General features: G+C 63.0%; 17 protein-coding genes. 7 read left to right on the top strand and 10 right to left on the bottom strand.

Annotated elements, in window-relative coordinates; genetic code table 11:
• Window positions 1-51 precede the first annotated feature (51 nt).
• The 8 genes from ACVWZT_RS02460 to ACVWZT_RS02425 all read right to left on the bottom strand — a co-directional run bounded on the left by ACVWZT_RS02460 (window position 52) and on the right by ACVWZT_RS02425 (window position 7555).
• Window positions 52-852, bottom strand: a complete 801-nt coding sequence (locus tag ACVWZT_RS02460) for a DUF3050 domain-containing protein (protein ID WP_296233754.1) — start codon at window positions 850-852, stop codon at window positions 52-54.
• Window positions 853-890: 38 nt separating this feature from the next.
• The gene (locus tag ACVWZT_RS02455) at window positions 891-1862 is read right to left on the bottom strand and encodes a fatty acid desaturase (protein WP_296233755.1); all 972 of its coding nucleotides are present in this window, start codon (window positions 1860-1862) and stop codon (window positions 891-893) included.
• Window positions 1863-1872: 10 nt separating this feature from the next.
• Entirely contained in the window at window positions 1873-2700 is an 828-nt protein-coding gene (locus ACVWZT_RS02450) for an SDR family NAD(P)-dependent oxidoreductase (RefSeq protein ID WP_296233756.1), read from the bottom strand.
• A complete protein-coding gene (locus ACVWZT_RS02445; RefSeq protein WP_296233758.1) occupies window positions 2697-3842 on the bottom strand; it encodes an acyl-CoA dehydrogenase family protein in 1146 nt (381 codons plus the stop codon). The genes ACVWZT_RS02450 and ACVWZT_RS02445 overlap by 4 nt, the downstream gene beginning before the upstream one ends.
• A 4-nt stretch (window positions 3843-3846) precedes the next feature.
• Window positions 3847-4290, bottom strand: coding sequence for a type II toxin-antitoxin system RatA family toxin (locus ACVWZT_RS02440; protein WP_296233760.1), 444 nt, complete (start codon window positions 4288-4290; stop codon window positions 3847-3849).
• 9 nt (window positions 4291-4299) lie between these two features.
• Window positions 4300-5556, bottom strand: coding sequence for an aspartate aminotransferase family protein (locus tag ACVWZT_RS02435; protein WP_296233761.1), 1257 nt, complete (start codon window positions 5554-5556; stop codon window positions 4300-4302).
• 4 nt (window positions 5557-5560) lie between these two features.
• Complete coding sequence (locus ACVWZT_RS02430; RefSeq protein WP_296233762.1) at window positions 5561-6634, bottom strand: SDR family oxidoreductase; 1074 nt, start codon at window positions 6632-6634, stop codon at window positions 5561-5563.
• Between the two features lie 183 nt (window positions 6635-6817).
• On the bottom strand, window positions 6818-7555 hold the full coding sequence (locus ACVWZT_RS02425) for a helix-turn-helix domain-containing protein (protein ID WP_457467997.1): 738 nt from the start codon (window positions 7553-7555) through the stop codon (window positions 6818-6820).
• A gap of 269 nt (window positions 7556-7824) precedes the next feature.
• Between ACVWZT_RS02425 and ACVWZT_RS02420 the strand changes: the two genes are divergently transcribed.
• The 4 genes from ACVWZT_RS02420 to ACVWZT_RS02405 all read left to right on the top strand — a co-directional run bounded on the left by ACVWZT_RS02420 (window position 7825) and on the right by ACVWZT_RS02405 (window position 10137).
• Entirely contained in the window at window positions 7825-8577 is a 753-nt protein-coding gene (locus tag ACVWZT_RS02420) for an FKBP-type peptidyl-prolyl cis-trans isomerase (RefSeq protein ID WP_296233764.1), read from the top strand.
• 295 nt (window positions 8578-8872) lie between these two features.
• Window positions 8873-9313 carry a YkvA family protein gene (locus tag ACVWZT_RS02415; RefSeq protein WP_296233765.1) on the top strand — a complete coding sequence of 147 codons (441 nt, stop codon included), beginning with the start codon at window positions 8873-8875 and terminating at the stop codon, window positions 9311-9313.
• A 120-nt stretch (window positions 9314-9433) separates the two neighbouring features.
• The gene (locus ACVWZT_RS02410; protein WP_296233766.1) at window positions 9434-9772 is read left to right on the top strand and encodes a helix-turn-helix domain-containing protein; all 339 of its coding nucleotides are present in this window, start codon (window positions 9434-9436) and stop codon (window positions 9770-9772) included.
• A complete protein-coding gene (locus ACVWZT_RS02405) occupies window positions 9769-10137 on the top strand; it encodes a hypothetical protein (RefSeq protein ID WP_013971408.1) in 369 nt (122 codons plus the stop codon). The genes ACVWZT_RS02410 and ACVWZT_RS02405 overlap by 4 nt, the downstream gene beginning before the upstream one ends.
• A 51-nt stretch (window positions 10138-10188) precedes the next feature.
• On the opposite strand, the gene ACVWZT_RS02400 is transcribed toward ACVWZT_RS02405, so the two are convergent.
• Window positions 10189-11166 (bottom strand): EAL domain-containing protein, encoded by a 978-nt coding sequence (locus ACVWZT_RS02400; RefSeq protein WP_296233767.1) that lies wholly within the window; start codon window positions 11164-11166, stop codon window positions 10189-10191.
• 118 nt (window positions 11167-11284) lie between these two features.
• Complete coding sequence (locus ACVWZT_RS02395) at window positions 11285-13366, bottom strand: carboxy terminal-processing peptidase (protein WP_457467995.1); 2082 nt, start codon at window positions 13364-13366, stop codon at window positions 11285-11287.
• A 142-nt stretch (window positions 13367-13508) separates the two neighbouring features.
• Between ACVWZT_RS02395 and ACVWZT_RS02390 the strand changes: the two genes are divergently transcribed.
• From ACVWZT_RS02390 to ACVWZT_RS02380, 3 genes are all read left to right on the top strand, one after another.
• A complete protein-coding gene (locus ACVWZT_RS02390) occupies window positions 13509-14471 on the top strand; it encodes an NAD(P)H-quinone oxidoreductase (protein WP_457467993.1) in 963 nt (320 codons plus the stop codon).
• A gap of 263 nt (window positions 14472-14734) precedes the next feature.
• Window positions 14735-16006 (top strand): hypothetical protein, encoded by a 1272-nt coding sequence (locus ACVWZT_RS02385; RefSeq protein ID WP_457467991.1) that lies wholly within the window; start codon window positions 14735-14737, stop codon window positions 16004-16006.
• Window positions 16007-16097: 91 nt separating this feature from the next.
• Complete coding sequence (locus ACVWZT_RS02380) at window positions 16098-18116, top strand: hypothetical protein (protein WP_457467989.1); 2019 nt, start codon at window positions 16098-16100, stop codon at window positions 18114-18116.
• Window positions 18117-18247: the final 131 nt, after the last annotated feature.

Here is an 18247-nt window from a genome sequence, read left to right as displayed (position 1 = left end):
GTTACGGGGCCAGTGCCCCTGCCCGCAGCTGGCGCAGGCAGGGGCCGCTACTCAGCTGGCTGCAGCCGTGCAAGCGGCCTGCCCACTGGCACTGGCCCGCTGTTGCAGCAGTTCGAGCACGCCGTCCCACAGTACCGTGCGGGCCACCAGTGCATCGGCGGCGCTTTTGGCCAGGGCCTGCTGCTGTGCCGGCTCGCTGACGATCTCGGTGATGATGCGTTTGGCTGCCGGGCCGTGATCGTCGCCGTCCATCTCGATGTGGCGCTTGAGGTAGTAGGTGAGCATCGGCACGCTGGTTTCATCGATGGCCCAGCGCTGCAGCAGGCCGGTGAACATGTCCGGGATGATGTCTTCGCGGCCGAAGAAGAAGTACGCCAGTACCTGCTCGGTCGAGCCATGCAGGGCAACGTCGAGGGTCTTGCTGACGAACACCTTGGCCGGCAACGGGATGTCGACGTTGGTCAGCGCCTGGGCCAGTGGCACACCCGCTTGCAGCAGGGCCTGGAACTGGCGGAACGGGCCGGTATCGGCACCAATTTCATCCATCGCGCTGAGGTACAGGTCCAGGTGGCTGATGAAGCCACCGTCGGGGTGTTCGTCGGTTTCCTCGCCGGTGACGATCTCGTTGATCAGTCGCGCGGCAATGATGTGCCGGGGTGGCAGCCAGGGCAGGCTGACGCAGGTCAGGTCGCGCTGGATGCGTTTGAGCAGGGTCATGAAGTCCCACACCGCGAAAACATGGTTTTCCATCAGCAGGCGCACGTCATCCAGTGTGCTGATGCGGGCGAACAGCGGGTGTTCCAGCAGGGTGCGGCGTTCATTTTCAATCAGTTCATCTACGTCAAAAGACATACTCGGCTCCTTGAGTGTGTTGTGAGGCTGCGGGCGGATCACTGCCCGGAGCGGCCGGGTGGTGGCATTGCATGCCAGGCACCGGCATAGGGGAAACGTGCCTTGCAGTAGCGCAAGGCGCCAAAGAAACGCGGTTCGAGCAACGCCTGACGGCCTTCGTACCAGCCGCTGGCGAGCAACTGGCGATGCAGGCGTGGCAGCCGCCAGCACGGCACCCGCGGGTACAGGTGGTGCTCCAGGTGGTAGTTGGAGCCCAGGTGTAGCAGGGTGCTCAGGCAGGCCGTACGCGAGCGTGCCACCGGCAGCGCAACGCTGGCCTCGAAGGCATGTTCCTGATAGGCATTGAGGGCCGAAACCAGCAATGCCAGCAGCAGGCACCCGGCCACGGCGGGCAGCAGCAACGGCCACCGGGTTGCCAGCGCCAGCCACAGCGTCGGCCACAACAGCAGGCAGGCCAGGTTGACCCGGGCCAGCAGGCGGATCTGCTGGTCCGGTAGCGGCAGGGTGCCGCTGACCTTGGCGCCGGGCAGGGCCAGGCGGACGGTTTGCAGCAGGTACCAGGCAGTAACATGCAGGCGCGACAGCAGCAGCCGGGTGAGCGCCAGGCGATAACGCCGCAGCAGGCGCCAGTCGGGGTCCTTGGGGCCGCCGTTGTAGCGATGGTGCTGCCAGTGGTCGACGAAGTAGCCGGTGACGCAGAAGCCGGTGAGCATCGAACTCAGCAGCACCGCCAGCAGGCAGCTGTACAGGCGGTTGTCACTAAGGTTGAAGTGAAACCCCTCGTGGCCGAGGATGCCCTGCAGGAACAGGCCGTAGCCGGCCAGCACTAGCAGTGGCAGGGCCAACGGCCATGCCTGTGGCGCCTGGCTGAGCAGGGCCACCACCAGCGCCAGCGGTACAGCGAACAGCAGCAGCGCGTAACCGACCACCAGGGTGGTTTCCAGTGCCGATGGCTTGAGCAGGCTGCGGTCCGGGCGCAGCGACGGCTTGTCCAGTGCCAGTTGCGTCATCGGCCTGGCCTCAGTCGATCAGTTCTGGCTTGAGCGACAGCTGCCCGGCCTTGCTCAGGCTGCGCAGGCGCAGGCCGATGAAGGCATCCACCAGGCTCGGCAACCAGCGGGCGGTATACATGGCCACGCTGCCGAGGAAGGTCAGGCCGCGATTGCGCAGGCCACGCTGGGTGCAGGCACGCACCAGGCCGTTGCTGGCGTCATCGAGCTTTTCTTCCAGCGACAGCAGCACGCGGTCGCCGCGCTTGAAACTGACCAGGCGCTTGACCGACAGGCCGACCCGTTCCGCCGGGTCGTGAATGGCAGTGTCGATGAACCCGGGGAACACCGTCACCACGTCCAGTTGCCCCGGGTACTGCATGCGCAGCACATCCGAATAGGCACTCATGGCGCGCTTGCTGGTGGCGTAGGCAGCGACGTAAGGCGCGTTCACCAGGGCGAACAGCGAGGACACGTTGACCACCTTGCCACGGGTGCGCAGCAGCGCCGGCAAGAACCGCGAGGTCAGTTGCCAAGGCGCCAGCAGGTTGACTTCCAACGCGCGACGCACGTCTTCGGTTACCCCGGTCTCGCCGCGCTCGAGGGTCAGCACCCCGGCATTGTTGACCAGGATGTCGATGTCGCCGAAGCGCTCCAGGATCGAGGTGGCGGCTTCATCCAGGCGTTCGCGGTCGCACAGGTCGAGCACGTAGTAGGCATCGAAATTCAATGCCGTGTGCGGCTCGAGGCGGTCGATGCCGACCACGGTCGCACCCTGGCGCTTGAGTTTGCGTGCGGTTTCCAGGCCCAGGCCACGTGCCGCGCCGGTAATGACGACGATCTTGTTGAGCAGTTTCACGGGGTGACTCCATTGGCAATGCTGAAGGTGGCGCCTTGCAGGTAGCGGTCGAGGTTGGCGGTCATGCTGAATCGCCCAGGCGGGTGGAACTGCAGGCCCCGGGTGCTGGCCAGCCAGTCGCAGCCCTGGTTCGAGCGGATGAAGGCCAGGCCACCGAGCATCTGGTGGGCCAGGTCGGAGGCGCTGGCCAGTTGTTGCTCGATGCCGTAGCGGACCAGCAGCAGGCGCGCCAGCAGGTCGTCGGCGTCGCCTTGCAGCTGCTCTACTTCGTGGGCCAGGCCTTGCAGCGCGCTAAGGCACAGTTGCAGCTGGCAGGCCAGTTGCACGCGCTGCTGGTCGCTCCAGCGGCGCTCGTCAACAGCCCGTTCCACCAGGCCCATGCACGCCCCCAGGTAACTGGCACTGATCAGCAGCTCGAACCAGATGAAACCGATGGTCTGTACCTCGCCCAGCTGCGACTTCAGCCCGGCGGAGAAAATCATCTTGTCGTTGACGTACACATCTTCCAGGCGCAGTTCCAGGCTTTGCGCCGCCGCCAGGGCACTGTTGCCCCAGAACGGGTGGTGGCTGATGCCCGGGGCATTGGCGGGAATGAGCGCAATCATCAGTTCCTCGCCGTGCTCGCTGGCCCGGCTGAAGCTGGCGGTCAGCAGGTCCATCGAGGTGCTCAGGCTGCACGGTTGCTTGCTGCCGCTCAGACGCACGCCATCGGCCAGCTGCACGGCCTCCATGCCGGCATCTAGGATGCCGCCACCGGGCACACCTTCGGCGAAGCCCGAGGCCAGCAGCAGACGCTGCTGGGCGATGGCCGACAGCAGCAGGCCTTCGGCGCCCGCGCCATTGGCGGCAACCGCGACCAGGCTGGCCACGGAAAACTGATGCATGGTGCTGGCCACCGCCAGCGAGGGCGACAACGCCCCTAGGGCGAGCTGCACCTGCAGCGCTTCGCTTGCGCTGGCGCCCAGGCCGCCGCCGGCCTCGGGTACCAGCAAGGCAACCGGGCCGCTGTGCTTGAACCAGTCCACCACCGGGCTGGCGGCGGCCTCGCGTTGCTCGAATGGCAGTTCCAGCAGCAGGTTGGCGAAGCCTGGGGCAAAGCGCTGCAGCGTGTGACGGGCGTTGTTCAGCAGGGACAAGGGCATGGCATCACTCCTTGATCCGGCTGTTCGGGAACAGGCCCTGGATGATGGCGCTGATATTGTCGTGAATCGCCTGCCGGGCCACCGGGTCGAGCATGTCGGCCAGCATCGGCAGGCCCAGGTCGAAGCAGGAGCGGAAGGCGATGCTGGCGCCTCCGTCGGTTTCGCTGACTTGCCACGAGCCGGAGAAATGCTCGATGTCGCCAGCGGTCTGGCGGAAGTGGATGTGCAGGTTGTCCCGGTCGAAGACATCGCGTTCCTGCCACTTGAGAATGCCGCTATGGAAATTCACCTCCCAGTGGCTCAGTACTTCGTGCTCGGCGATGGTCTCGATCTCGATGTTGCGCACCGACTCGCACAGCTGCGGGTAGACGCTGAAATTGCTGATGGCCGCGTAGACCTGCTGGGCGCTCTGGCTGGGAACATGGGCGTTCAGGCTGACTTCATTCATTTCGGTGTCCTATTCGAAGGTGCAGGCAAGGGCGCGGGCGAAACCGCCCAGCAGCCATTCGACGTCGCTGTCGCTGTACAAGGCTGGCGGTGTCAGGCGGATTACCCGGTGATCGTTGAGCGAATGGTTGACCACGATGCGTTGGTCGATCAGGTGCATGACCATGTTGGCCGCCAGCCCGGCGTCGGCGAACTCCAGGCCCAGCAGCAGGCCGGTGCTGCGCAGCTGCACCTGGGCGCCACGCGGATGCTGGCGCAGCACCGCCTGCAGGCCTTGGCGCAGGCGTTGCCCCAGTGCTGCGGCGCGGCTCACCAGCTGGTCGCGCTGCATCACGTCCAGGGTCGCCATTACCGCGGCCATGGCCAGCGGGTTGGCGCCAAAGGTGGAGGTGTGCATCAGCGGGTTGCGATTGAGCGGTGCCTGCATTTCGGCAGTGCAGACCATGGCGCTGACCGGCACGCAGCCACCGGACAGGCTTTTGCCGACCAGCAGGATGTCCGCGATCACGCCCTCGTGGTCGCAGGCCCACCAGCGCCCGGTGCGGCCCATGCCGGACTGGATCTCGTCGGCGATCAGTACCGCGCCGTACTGGTCGCAGAGCTGGCGCACCTGCTGCAGGTAGCCGGCCTCGGGCACGATCACCCCCGCTTCGGCCTGGACCGGCTCGAGGATCACGCAGGCGCGGGCGGGCTGGGCCTGCAACTGTCGGCGCAGCGCTTCGGCATCGCCGTAGGGAATGAAGTGGCTGTCGCCCAGGCGCTCGGCAAACGGTGAGCGGTACAGCTCCCGCCCGGTGACCGCCAGCGAACCGAGGGTCTTGCCGTGATAGCCGCCCTGGGTCGAGATCACCTGCTGGCAACCGTTGAGCCAGGCCAGCTTGAGTGCGGCCTCGGTGGCTTCGGTACCCGAGTTGCAGAAATACACGTACTGCAGCGGGTCGGGGCATACCGCAGCCAGCGCTGCAGCTGCCTGGGCCTGGAACGGGTTGAGCAGCAGCTTGCTGGCCATCGGGTGGCTGTGCAACTGGCGGCTGACCTGTTCGACCACCTGCGGGTGCGAATGGCCGAGCAGGAACACGCCATAGCCACCGGCATCCAGATAGCGGTTGCCGTCCATGTCGAACAGGTAGACGCCTTCGCCAGCCACCTCGATGGGCAGGTTCATCATCGACGCCAGGCGGGCATAGCCGGCATTGACATGGTCACGGTACTGCGCGCGCACGCGCTCGGCGTCGAGCCCTTCGGGCAAGGGAGTGAAGCTGTTCATCGTCTCAGGCCTCCATGGCCAGTTCGCCACGGCGCTCGCCGGCTGCCGGGATCTTCAACATGCGCTGCATGGCCGATAGCTTTGGCGACAGGCGTGCCAAGGTCAGGGCCAGCTCCTGGCGTGGCGAACGGCGGGCCAGGCGCTGCGCCGGCAACAGTTGCTCCAGCGAGCTGGGCAGCGGCTGCAGCAGGCTGGCGTAGCGGCACAATTGGGTGGCGCGCCCGAGGGCAGCGCGGATGTTCTCTTCCAGGGCAGGCAGGAATACCGGGCGCACCAGCCGTTCGTAGATGTCCGGGTTCATGCAGCGCGGGCGCTGGAAGGGCTTGCCCTGATCCTGCATTTCCGCACACATCAGGTCGAGCAGGGTACGGATATCCAGCGCCTGCGGGCCGTTGCTGAGGAAGTAGTCGTCACCGATCAGGCGTTGGTCGAGAGCGCTGGCAATGCCGGCCGCTGCCACATCGCGGGCGATCACATCGACCCGCCCGGCTTCCGGGCAAGGGATGATCGGCAGGTAGCCCGACATCATCAGCCCCATGGTCAGGTGGAAGCCCTGCAGGATGGGCATGTGGCCGCTGTGGCTGTCGCCGATGATGATCGACGGGCGGAAGATCGACACCGGTACGCCTGCCTCACGTACCAGGGTTTCGGCCTGGCGCTTGACCTCTTCGTACGGGGTCGAAGGCATAACCCCGGGGTGGTAGTCACATGGGTGGGTGAAGGCGGTGCTGATGTGATACAGCGGTACGTCGGCGTCGCGAACGAAGTCCAGCACCTGCTCGGTGCCTTGGTAGTTGACCGAGAACACGGCTTCGGCGTGGCCATCCAGGCGGGTGATGGCCGCGCAGTGGATGACCCAGTCGACCCGCTTGGTCAATGCCAGGTAATCCGTGGCGGACAGACCCAGGCGCGGTTGGCAGATGTCACCGCGCAGGGTCTCGACCCCGGGGTGGTTGATGCTGCTGCGGCGGGTCAGGCAGATCAGGTGATAGCGCTCGGCCAGTTGGTCGATCAGGGTATCGCCCAGTACACCGGCTCCGCCGGTTAGGAAAACGGTCAGCCGCGAGGGTCCTGACATCGGCTAGCACTCCTTGCTCGCTAAGGTTGATGAAGTGGCATGGCACCCGTCCGCCTGGCAGCCGCCTAGGGTCGCCAGGAGCGGAACGATTAAAAAAGCCGACTGTGGTCACACAGCCGGCAAGCGCCCCTGCGCCTGGTGGTGGAGACCCCGGTTGGCGCGGGCTGGAGGGATAATGGCGTTTTACAACTGGTGATTCTTGAACGAATCGCTTGTATTGCGCAGCACCGCGGCAACGCGGCTCGGCGACATGCCGACCATGCGCCGCATCATGCGGGTGAGGTGGGCTTGGTCAGCGAAATCGCCGGCGATCGCGGCATCGCTGAGGCTGGCGCCGTTGGCCAGGGCATGGCAGGCCCGTTCGAGTTTGCGCCAGATGATCCATTGCGACAGCGGCACGCCCATCTGCCGCGTGGCGAAAAAGCGCAGGCGAGGGCTGGACAGGCCAACCGCATTGGCCGCACGCGATACCGCACCGATGCCGGCGCAGTCCTGGCGCAGCAGGTGCAGGGCGTTGGACAAACGTGGGTCGAAGCTGTCGAGCGGTACCAGCCTGAGTTCCAGGGCACTGACCACGTCATTGAAGTTGGCCGCGTTTCGCACACAATCGACGATATCCTGGCTGATCGCTGCCGTGCCGCTGTCGTCGAGCAGGGCCTTCAACGCGCGGCCAAGGGGGGCGTCGGGGTAGAAGTAGAGGAACGCCACACGGCCGGGGTTGGGCAGCGAGCGATGGTCGACAGAGGGCCCGATCAATACCCCCGGTGCGGTGAGGACGTGGTTGCCGAACTCCACCGTGATGTCGTAGCGCAAGCCGATGCACAGCTGAATGGCAACGTGGGCATGGGCAGCAGTCTGGTCGGTCTTGCCGATATAGCCCAGCCAGTAATCACCGAAGGTTACGGCTCCATCCCATCTCATCGTGCATCCCTGAAGGCTGTGCCAGATGGCCTGGCCGCGCCCGGGCCAGTATCCCGAAAGCGGCAGATGATAGCGTTATGGTATATCTTGGTCGACACAAAACGTAACGAAGCATCTTTTGCCTTCCTCAACGCCTTTCTGCCGCGTGCACGGCTGTGGAACTATTCCCTGTCTGCCGGCTCTTATGCCGGTAGCCATGGGTCGGGGACGCCTGATAAGCTCGCGACTTTACCCTGATTGCCCTTATGGCGCATGAACAAGGAAATCACATGAAACAGCATCGTTTGGCGGCTGCGGTTGCCCTGGTAGGCCTGGTACTGGCTGGCTGTGATCAACAGACCAGCAGCCCCGAGCTGAAGACTCCGGCGCAGAAAGCCTCCTACGGTATCGGCCTGAACATGGGCAAGAGCCTGGCTCAGGAAGGCATGGAAGACCTTGATTCGAAAGCAGTCGCCCTCGGCATCGAAGACGCCGTCGGCAAGAAAGAACAGCGTATCAAGGACGAAGAGCTGGTCGAGGCTTTCACCGCATTGCAGAAACGCGCAGAGGAACGTCTGACCAAGGCCAGCGAAGAAGCCGCTTCTGCCGGCAAGAAGTTCCTCGAGGAAAACGCCAAGAAGCCTGGCGTGGTCACCACGGCCTCGGGCTTGCAGTACGAAGTGGTCAAGAAGGCTGACGGTCCGCAGCCCAAGCCGACCGACGTGGTCACCGTCCACTACGAAGGCAAGCTGATCGATGGCAAGGTGTTCGACAGTTCCGTCGAGCGCGGCAGCCCGATCGACCTGCCAGTCAGCGGTGTGATCCCGGGCTGGGTCGAAGGCTTGCAACTGATGCACGTTGGCGAGAAATACAAGCTGTTCATTCCGGCCGAGCTGGCCTACGGCGCACAAAGCCCGAGCCCGCTGATCCCGGCCAATTCGGTACTGGTGTTCGACCTTGAACTGATCGCTATCAAGGACCCGGCCCAGCTGCAGGGCGCCGAGCCGGAAGCCGAAGCACCAGCCGAGGCACCTGCCAAGTAATACTGGCTGGCCCATGCAAGACGCCCCGTCCCGACGGGGCGTTTTCGTTTGTGGCGGATACTTGGACGAACCCGCAACTGCAGATACTGTCCCAGCAAATGCAGCGTGACGAAGCCGGCCCCGTCTGGCCCAAATGGTTTGCTCCGCAGCCATGGGCACGCTGTGAAACGACTGTGTAAAAAACGCCCGATCTGACCGGGGCCCTTGCCTGGCAGGCACCTGCGGTCGGAAACGTCGCCCTGTTCACAAGGTTATCCACAATAAATGTGGATAACCTTTCCGCCCCGGAGGCTACATGAGCGCACCCTGGAATTTCACCCGTTTCCTGCCTCTGGCCGAGCGTCTGCTCAGCCGTGGCCGGTTGCCGGCCCTGTTGTTCGCGGTGGCCCGCAAAGGGCCGCGCCTCGGCAAGCTGCGTGAAGACGTGAAGCTGTTGCAGTCGCTGTGCCTGGCTTGGTGGCGTGGCGAGTACCGCGCCATCAGCGCCAAGGCCCTGGTCACCATCGTCGCCGGCCTGTTGTATTTCGTCAGCCCCATCGATGCCATCCCGGACTGGTTGCTCGGTGTTGGCTTGCTCGACGACATCGCCGTGCTGGGTTGGGTACTGAAGACCGTGGCTGACGAGCTGGCGCGCTTCAAGGCCTGGCGCGACAGCCAGGCGCCCGAGCGGCTGCGGGTGGTCGAACGCCTGCCGACCACGCCGCAAGCCCTGCAGCTGGAGCGCAAGACGCAGTGAAACCGGCCTGAGCGACACCTCGGTTGCAGCTCGACTGCACAGACCCCGGAGTTGGTCATATAATTGGCATAAGGGTTATGCCTACGGATTACATGCAGTAATCCTTACTGAGGGGGTTGTATGGGTATTCAGGTCATCAGCCGGGACGGTCAACCCGAGTACGCCGTGGTTCCCTGGGAGGACTACCAGGCGCTGCTCAAGGCAGCAGGGCAGGCGCCCGCCGAGGCGGCTGCGCGGGATGCGGGCAGCGCTGCCATCAGCGCACCCTTGCCGGCATTCAGTGAGGTTGCACAGATCCGCCAGGCCAAGGGCATCGCGCCTGAGCAACTGGCGCGCAACGTTGGTGTAAGCCCGGCTTACTTGGCCATGATCGAGGCGGGCGAACGCCAACCGGATGCCGCCATCCGCCGCGCCCTGGCCTGGCATCTGGGCGTGGCCGGCTGGAGCGAGCCATCATGAGCCAGGTCAGGATCAGCCGTCAGCACTGGGATAACCTGCTGGGCGAGCTTGACCTGGCCCGTCGTCAACGTCACTTGCTGACTTACCGTGCACTGATCGAGCGCTTGCAACTGCCCAGCCCGGCCATGCAGACACTCACCGCCGCGCTGGAATACCTGGCGGTGCTGGATGCCCGTGCCGAGCAGCCATTGCGCAGCTCGCTGGTCATCAGCCAGGGTGCCAGCCGCTTGCCGCGTACCGGTTTTTTCGAATGCGTGGAGCGCCTGGGCCGGTTCTCCGGGCCGGTCGATGGCATGGAGGCGGCATCGTGGCATGCTTCCGAAGTTGTCCGGGTGTTCGAGTACAGCTATCCCGAAACGGCTTGATTTACCGCCTGCTCAGGCCTCTTCGCGGGTAAACCCGCTCCCACAGGTTCATCACAGCGATTGAGCCTTGTGCTGCACCTGTGGGAGCGGGTTTACCCGCGAAGAGGCAGGGGCAGGCAGTGCATGCCGGTGAATCAAGCCACAAGCTCTGCCATCGGCGTCCACCACCTCCAAGGCCTCCAGGTGCCGGTGACGACCAAACAGCTCCAGGAGCTGCCCGATCGTGGCATTCAGCTGCACCGTAGGCTGTTCGGCCAGCCGCACACTCGTGGACACAGGTAGCGTCCGGCTTTCGCGAACACCCAACTCCTGTGGCCGTCCCAGCAGGTAGCCCTGCACCAGGTCCACCCCCATCTCGACCAGCACCGCCAGTTCTTCCGCCAGCTCGATGCCTTCGGCGATCACCTGTGCCTTCGACGCCCGGGCAATCTGCAGGATCGAACCGACGAACTCGCGCTTGAGCGGGTCACGGTGGATGCCGTCGATGAAGTGACGGTCGATCTTGACGTATTCGGGGCGCAGTTCCGACCACAGGCGCAAACTGGAATAGCCTGCCCCGAGGTCATCAATGGCAATCGAAAAGCCCATGTCGCGGTAATGGTGCAGGGCATTGGAAAGCAGCTGGAAGTCGTCGGTCGGGGTGTGTTCGGTCAGCTCGATGACCACCCGGCTGGGCGCCAGGCCGACCTGGTCGAGCAGTTTCAGGGTCTGGCCGGACGGATAGTCCGGTTCCAGCAGCGACTCGGGCGAGACGTTGAGGAACAGCTGGCCCTGCAGCCGCTGTTCACTGAACCGCCGGCAGGCACTTTCCCGGCAGGCGGCCTCCAGCTCGGTCAGGCGGCCGGCCTGTCGAGCGATGGTAAACAGGTTCAGCGGAGCGTGCAGCGGGCTGTTGGACGGGCCGCGGCTCAGCGCTTCATGGCCGAACACCCGTTGTTCGCTCAGGCGCATGATCGGCTGGAACAGACTGTGAATGCTGCGTTGAGCCAGGATGGCACTCAAGGCGCTGAGCTGTTCGGCGACGGTCATGACGAATTCCTGAAAATGAAAGGGCCGGACGCTTGCACGTCCGGCCCCTCTATTTCACGACAGCGCGATGACTGTTTGATGACAGGTCACATTAATTTGCTATCATTGCTGTCGTTTCTTACTTCTTGGCCACCTTGGTGCTTGCACTGAGGTAGTCGATCAGGATGCGACCGGTCTCCGCCAAGTAGGCGTCGTCTTCCGGCTTGGTGTTTTCATCCTCGGTCGGCAAGGCGTCCTCATCCTCTTTTTTCAGCTCTTTCAGCGGCTCTTCACCCTTGGCTTTGCGGCGGATGTTTTCCAGTGCCAGCTGCTTGGCCTCGATTTCATCATGGCGCGCGCGGCGTTCCTGCTCGTTGAGGCTGACAGTTTTCTCGTTCAGCAGCTTCTGGGTCAGCGCCAGGCGGTCGCGAATATAGGTGAATTCCGCGTCCTTGTCGCTGCGCGCTTCATGCTGCGCCTTGAGCTGGGCCAGGAACGGTTTGAACGGGTCGGCCGCTGGCTTGACCACTGGGCGGATGGTGTCCCACGGCATCGCTTCGGGCAGGGCGCTCTCGCCGATTTCCTTGGTATCGATGATCGACGGGTAGTCGATGTCCGGCAGCACGCCCTGATGCTGGGTGCTCTGCCCGGAAACCCGGTAGAACTTGGCCAGGGTCAGCTTCAGCTCGCCATGGTTGAGCGGCTGGATGGTTTGCACGGTGCCTTTGCCGAAGGTCTGGCCACCGATGATCAGGGCCCGGTGGTAGTCCTGCATGGCGCCGGCAAAGATCTCGGACGCCGAGGCCGACAGGCGGTTGACCAGCAGTGCCAGCGGGCCCTTGTAGAAGGCGCCGGGGTTTTCATCTTCCAGCACGTCGACGCGGCCGTCGCTGTTGCGCACCAGCACGGTCGGGCCTTTCTCGATGAACAGGCTGGTAAGCTCGGTGGCTTCCTGCAGCGAGCCGCCGCCGTTGTTGCGCAGGTCGATGACCACGCCGTCGACTTTTTCCTTCTGCAGTTCGGTGAGCAGCTTCTTCACGTCACGGGTGGTGCTCTTGTACTCCGGGTCACCTGCGCGGTAGGCCTTGAAGTCGAGGTAGAAAGCCGGAATCTCGATGATGCCCAGCTTGTAGTCACGCCCGTCCTGCTTGAGCTTGAGCACCGACTTCTTCGCCGCCTGCTCTTCAAGCTTCACCGCCTCGCGGGTGATCGAGACGATCTTGCTGGTCTGGTCGCTAGGGGCGTTGCTGGCCGGAATGATCTCCAGGCGCACCACCGAACCTTTCGGGCCACGGATCAGCTTGACCACTTCGTCCAGGCGCCAGCCGACCACGTCGACCATTTCCTTGTTGCCCTGGGCCACGCCGATGATCTTGTCGGCCGGGGCCACCTGCTTGGTCTTGGCTGCCGGGCCTGCCGGTACCAGGCGCACGATCTTGACCTGGTCGTTGTCGCTTTGCAGCACCGCGCCGATGCCTTCGAGCGACAGGCTCATGTTGATGTCGAAGTTCTCGGCATTGTCAGGCGACAGGTAGTTGGTGTGCGGGTCGTAGGACTGGGCGAAGGTATTGATATAGGCCTGGAAGATGTCTTCGGCACGGGTCTGGTCCAGGCGCGCCAGCTGGTTCTTGTAGCGTTTGGTCAGGGTTTCCTGGATCTGCTTGGGTTCCTTGCCGGCGATCTTCTGGCGCAGCACCTCGTCCTTCACCCGCTTGCGCCACAGCTCGTCGAGTGCGGCCTGGTCCTTCAGCCATGGGGCGTCCTTGCGGTCGATCAGCAAGGTCTCCCTGGCGCTGAAGTCGATCTTGTCCACGCCCTTGTCCAGCTCGGCCAGGGCGAAGTCCAGGCGTTGCTTGACGCGGTCCAGGTAGCGTTTGTAGATGGTGAAGCCCGGGTCCAGGTTGCCGCTCTTGAGGAAATCGTCGAATTGCGTTTTCCACTTGTCGAATTCAGCGATGTCGGCGGCGGTGAAGTAGCTGCGCGCCGGGTCCAGCAGCTTGATGTAGCTGTCATAGATGATGACCGAACGGGCGTCGTCCAGCGGCGGCTTGCTGTAGTGGTGGCGCTTGAGCAGTTCCACCACGTTGAGGCTGGCGACGATCTCGTCACGGTCTGGCTGCAGGCTGTCCCACTTGTTGGCGGCCGCCGCATTGCCGCCGAGCGCGAGGCTACCCAGGCCGATCATCAGCGCCAGGGCGGTGCTTGGGAGGAAATGCTTCATGCTGATTCGACGTGGAGGCAATTGATCACGCATAGTAGGCCGTCTTTTCCGTTCGCCGGTTCCAAAAAACCGGACGCATACTGCAAAAAGCCTGGACATAGCATTCCCAGGCTCGGTCATATGATTCAACTATGGAGGCACTGTGAAGGCATTGCAAGGCGTTGACGGACATGTGGCCTGGGTAGAGGCCGAACGCCCGGCCTGTGACGCGGGCCAAGTGCGCATTCGCGTGGCCGCAGCGGGGCTGAACCGCGCCGATCTGCTGCAGATGAAGGGCCTTTACCCGCCGCCGCCAGGCGCCAGCCCCTACATGGGCCTGGAGTGCGCCGGGGTGGTCAGCGAGGTGGGGGCAGGCGCCGACTGGCGGGTGGGCGACCGGGTGTGCGCGCTGCTGGCCAGCGGCGCCATGGCCGAAGAAGTAGTGGTGGACGCTCGCCACGTGCTGCCGGTGCCCGAGGGCCTGAGCCTGTATGAAGCCGCAGCGTTGCCGGAGGTCTATGCCACCGCCTGGTTGAACATCTTCCAGCTTGGGCGGGTGAAGGCTGGCGAGAAGGTGTTGGTGCACGCTGGTGCCAGCGGCGTTGGTTCGGCCGCCATCCAGCTGTGCAAGGCGTTCGGTAGCCCGGTGTGGGTCAGCGTCGGTTCGCAGGACCGCCTGGCCTATTGCGAGGCGCTGGGGGCTGCCGGTGGTGTGGTACGCAACGAGAACCTGGAGGCGCTGGAAGCGATCGGCCCGTTCGATGTGATTCTCGACCCGGTGGGGGCCAGTTACGGTGAGCTCAACCTCAAGCTGCTGGCGCGCGATGGTCGCTGGGTGATCATCGGCCTGATGGGCGGGCGCAAGTTCGAGCTGGACCTGGCACAGGTGCTGGGCAAGCGCCTGGAAATCACCGGCTCCACGCTGCGCAACCGCGACGACGGCTTCAAGGCAGAGCTGCTGCGCGAGTTGCAGCAGCAGGTGTGGCCGCTGTTTGCCGAAGGGCGCCTGTCGCCGCAACTGGTCGATACCTACCCAGTCGAATTTGCCCAGGCGGCGTATGCCGAGCTGGAGAGCAACCAGGTGTCGGGCAAGCTGGTGATGGTGATCGACCCTGCTCTGAGCTAGTTCCTGGTGTAGTGCGCTCATTAACCGGCCGCCCCATGCGTGGCCGGTTCTGTTTCATTCCCTCCTCATACAGTGGCCCCTGCGGCTGAATCGTACGATTGCCGATACTGGAAAGTACCGCCGATACACCGGCCCGCATCGGCAAGTTCGAATGTTTTTCCATCTCCCGCACCTAGCATTTCTACCAGTAGGCGGCTTCGACTCGTGCGTATTGAATAGGCGTCAAGCACAACACCTTGACAACCTATTCAGGAAGTACCTGCATGGCAAATCGCGAAATCCCATTGCTCGGTCCCGACGCGGACTTGAGTCATTTCGCTCCTCTGGACGCCCCTGACATCCCAGCCGTTATCGATCCGGACGACCCGGACGGACTGTTGCGTGCAGGGGATTGGGAAAATGGCCTCGATGTCATCGTGCCCATGTGGCCGGTATCTCCCCCTGATGGCGAAACTGACACGCTGAGGCTGTTCTGGGGCACGCCTGCCGTCGAAGTAGATTCCCTTCCCGTGACTGGGCCGGTCGACCCGGGTGTAGTCGAGTTCCCACTCCAGGTCCCCAAAGCTTACCTGGACGCAGATGGTCGCTTTGAACTGAGCTACAAGGTCGATAGCTGGTCAGGCGTGCCAGTAGAAAGCATCCCTCGCACCGTCACCCTGGATAGCCAACCACCCGGCGCTGGTAAACCTCTCGAAGCCCTGCTGTTGCCAGTCGACCTCGAGCATGGGCTGATCGACCCGGCCTATCTGGATGGCCATGGCGGAATCGTCGAACTGAGGCTGCCGCTGCCTCTGTATGCCGGGGCCAAAGACCGCGATGAGCTTTCGCTGTACTGGACGCAAACCCTCCCGCCGAGCAATGGGGTACTCAAGACCAAGACCATTACCCAGGCCGAACTCGATGCCCAGGACGTTCGTGTGCAGCTGCTCGCCACCGAGATCGCTGGGCCTGGCACGGACGGGGTGTTTTATGCCGTCTACACGATCCGTGATCTCGCTGGCAACGAGGCCCCGTACTCCCTGGAAACTGCGGCAATCGTTGCCCTGGGCCAGGGGCAGGGCACCTACCCGGAAGTGGCGTTCCCCGATGCCGACCGCAATGGCTACTACCTCTGTGAGCAAAAACCATGGGAAGGCATCAGGGTGCGCGTGCCACTGGCGAGGGGGTTCGATTTAAACGACCGGGTGATCCTGCTATGGGAAGGCTTTGAGTCCTTCAACGGCGTCGGTCCTATCGCCGGGACCAAGGGGCGCTTCGAGGATCGCGTCGAAGCGGCCGACTTGTCGGCAGGGTTTCTGGATATCAGGGTTCAGCCCTACACGCCCTACATCGAGCCGATCGTGACCGGGTCGGCGATCGCTCGCTATGTGGTGATCAAGGACACCGGCCTACCCGGCCTTTCTCGACCGGGCCTGGTGAAGATCGACCGCACTTGGCCAGGTGGCGGCCTATGCGGCCCTGCGGGCTCGCAGCCCCAGGCACGCGAAACGTTATGGCGCAGGCTGCTGCGCGGGTTTTGGCGCGCCTTTGAATGATGCCTCGCCGCTTGGGCGGCGAGGTGTAGTGAACGCAGTAGATTCGCGACCCGGCCAGCAGGCCAGGCTCGTTTTTGACAGGAGTGAAATCATGAGCAAGAAACAAGACGCACGCAATCGCATTGAATATGCCCAAAAGATCAGGCAGGCACAGCGTGCCCCTTCGACACTGCGGGCGGATCCAGAACCAACGCTTCCGAAGCCCATTACGCCGGTTTGGTGGGAAGGGGACCCTGACTTTGCCGGGCTGGTACCCAAGGATCAGCAAGGCGTGAACATGGAACTCAAAGTCGATTTATGGCCTGGTGCGTCGCCAATAGCCGATGAATTCGACATATTCACCTTCGAGTGGAAGCGATCAGACGAGACGGTCTGGAATTCCGATACCCCACAACGAATCCCCGGCCCTCACAACCCTGGCGAGCAAGTTGATGTCGATTTTGACATGAAATACTTCGAACGGCATGGCACCTACAACCTGCGCTACCGGGTTAACGGTTGGGCGGGGGGAGAAGAGCTGTCTCATCCGACCGATATGATTATTGACAAGGAGGCGCCTAACCGCGACGGGCAATCGCCGGCTCCGGCGGAATACGATGCCGAAGCAGCTGCGGGCATTACTGATGAGTATCTGAAAGCAAATGGCAACGTTGTGTTGGTAACCATTCCTGCGTACGAAGGGGAAGCGAAGGGCGACACCGTCCAGGTGAAACTCTCCACTGCGGAAGGGCCTGTTCCTGGCTGGGCTTACAATGACGAGCTGCCGGCAGACAGGAGGATCCCGATCGACGGTGATCTGCTGCGCAAGCTGCAGGACGGCCACCTGTACCTACACTATCGGCTTTCCGACAAGGTCACCAACCAAGGGCAACCGAGCCCTGAACTTACCACCTCACTGTTACTCAAGCCGCTACCGGTCACGCCGATGCAGGCTCCCCGGATCGAGCTGGCCGAGGCCGATAACCTTATCGACCTTGAAGATGTGCGTACTACGCTCTTGTTGGTCGCTGTCCCGCGTTATGAAGGCTGGCAAGCGAACGATAACATTTATGTCACTTGGGGAGGTGTTGAAACGCCTTCGCCTCACAAAGTGGGGGCGACTCCAGGGGAGTGGATCTACGTCCAGATTCCGTTCAATGAGGTGCTCAAACCGGCCTATGAAAGCACCCCCGGCATCGGCCCTAAAAACACTGTGGTGAAATACCGGGTAGAGCGCGGCAGCGCACCATTTGAATCAGCTGATGCCCAGGTCTTCCAGACTGACCTCTCCGTGCCTGGCCCGGAAAACCCGGAACGGCCTGAGCCGGAGAACCCCAACTTGCCTCCCTTGTTAGTGCGCGGTGCTACCGATGTGGACCCGACTCCAGCCAGGCCTAACAAATTGGTGGCTGCGGATGTCAATGGGGAGGTCTCCATTGAGGTGAATCTGTATGATCCGATCGGCGCCGGTGAGAGCATGTGGTTTTACTGGGCGGCGGCTGATAACCTGGTGCATACCTATTCCCCGCCGCTGGGGGATGAAAACAAATCCTATCCATTTAAAATCACGTGGGACAAGGTCGCATCTCACGCGTCGGCTGAAGTGGTGCCCGTCTACTACGAAATTGGTCTGACCGCTGGCGGCAACCGTGAGAAAAGAATCACCCAGGTGGACATCAGTGAAGCTCTGCCTGTGGTGCTGGCGGCACCGGAGTTCCCGGACGCAGGTACCACTTCCAGTGGCCGACCGATCCTGAACTGCCAGTCGTACAAGCCGGACCCCGAGGGTGCACCGACCGACTATTACTGGCGCGTGTTCTTCCCTGCCAACCCTGGGAACTTGAGCAATGGAGACGTTGTAACCGTCACCTTCCAGGCCTACAAGAATCTGGACCTTACAGATCCATTGCCGGACTCCTTCACGGTCGAGTACACCTTAAGTGGGACCGATGAGGCGGAAGGTTTTACCATCAAGGTCAATGACTACGCCAAGAATATCGAACCCGTCGGTAAGCTGGGCATTGCCGTAGCTTCCTATTCCAAGAAAAACACGACTGCACAGGGAAGCACAAACATCTGGGCCACGTCCATGGACTCGTCGGGGGCTTGCTTCATTAACCCGGCTCCGTGATGCAACGCAGCAGGCAGGCCACTTCGGTGGCCTGCCTGCTGCCTCGAGGGCCCGCTTGGGCAGCGCTGGCCTAAGTGGCTTTGTAGGGATTCTCCTGCCTATTAGCTGATTTTTCCCACATAAAAAAAGGG

The sequence above is a fragment of the Pseudomonas sp. TE21394 genome (genome assembly GCF_054057835.1).
Note: the sequence above shows the minus strand (reverse complement) of the source record. Positions and strands in the feature narration are given on the sequence as shown.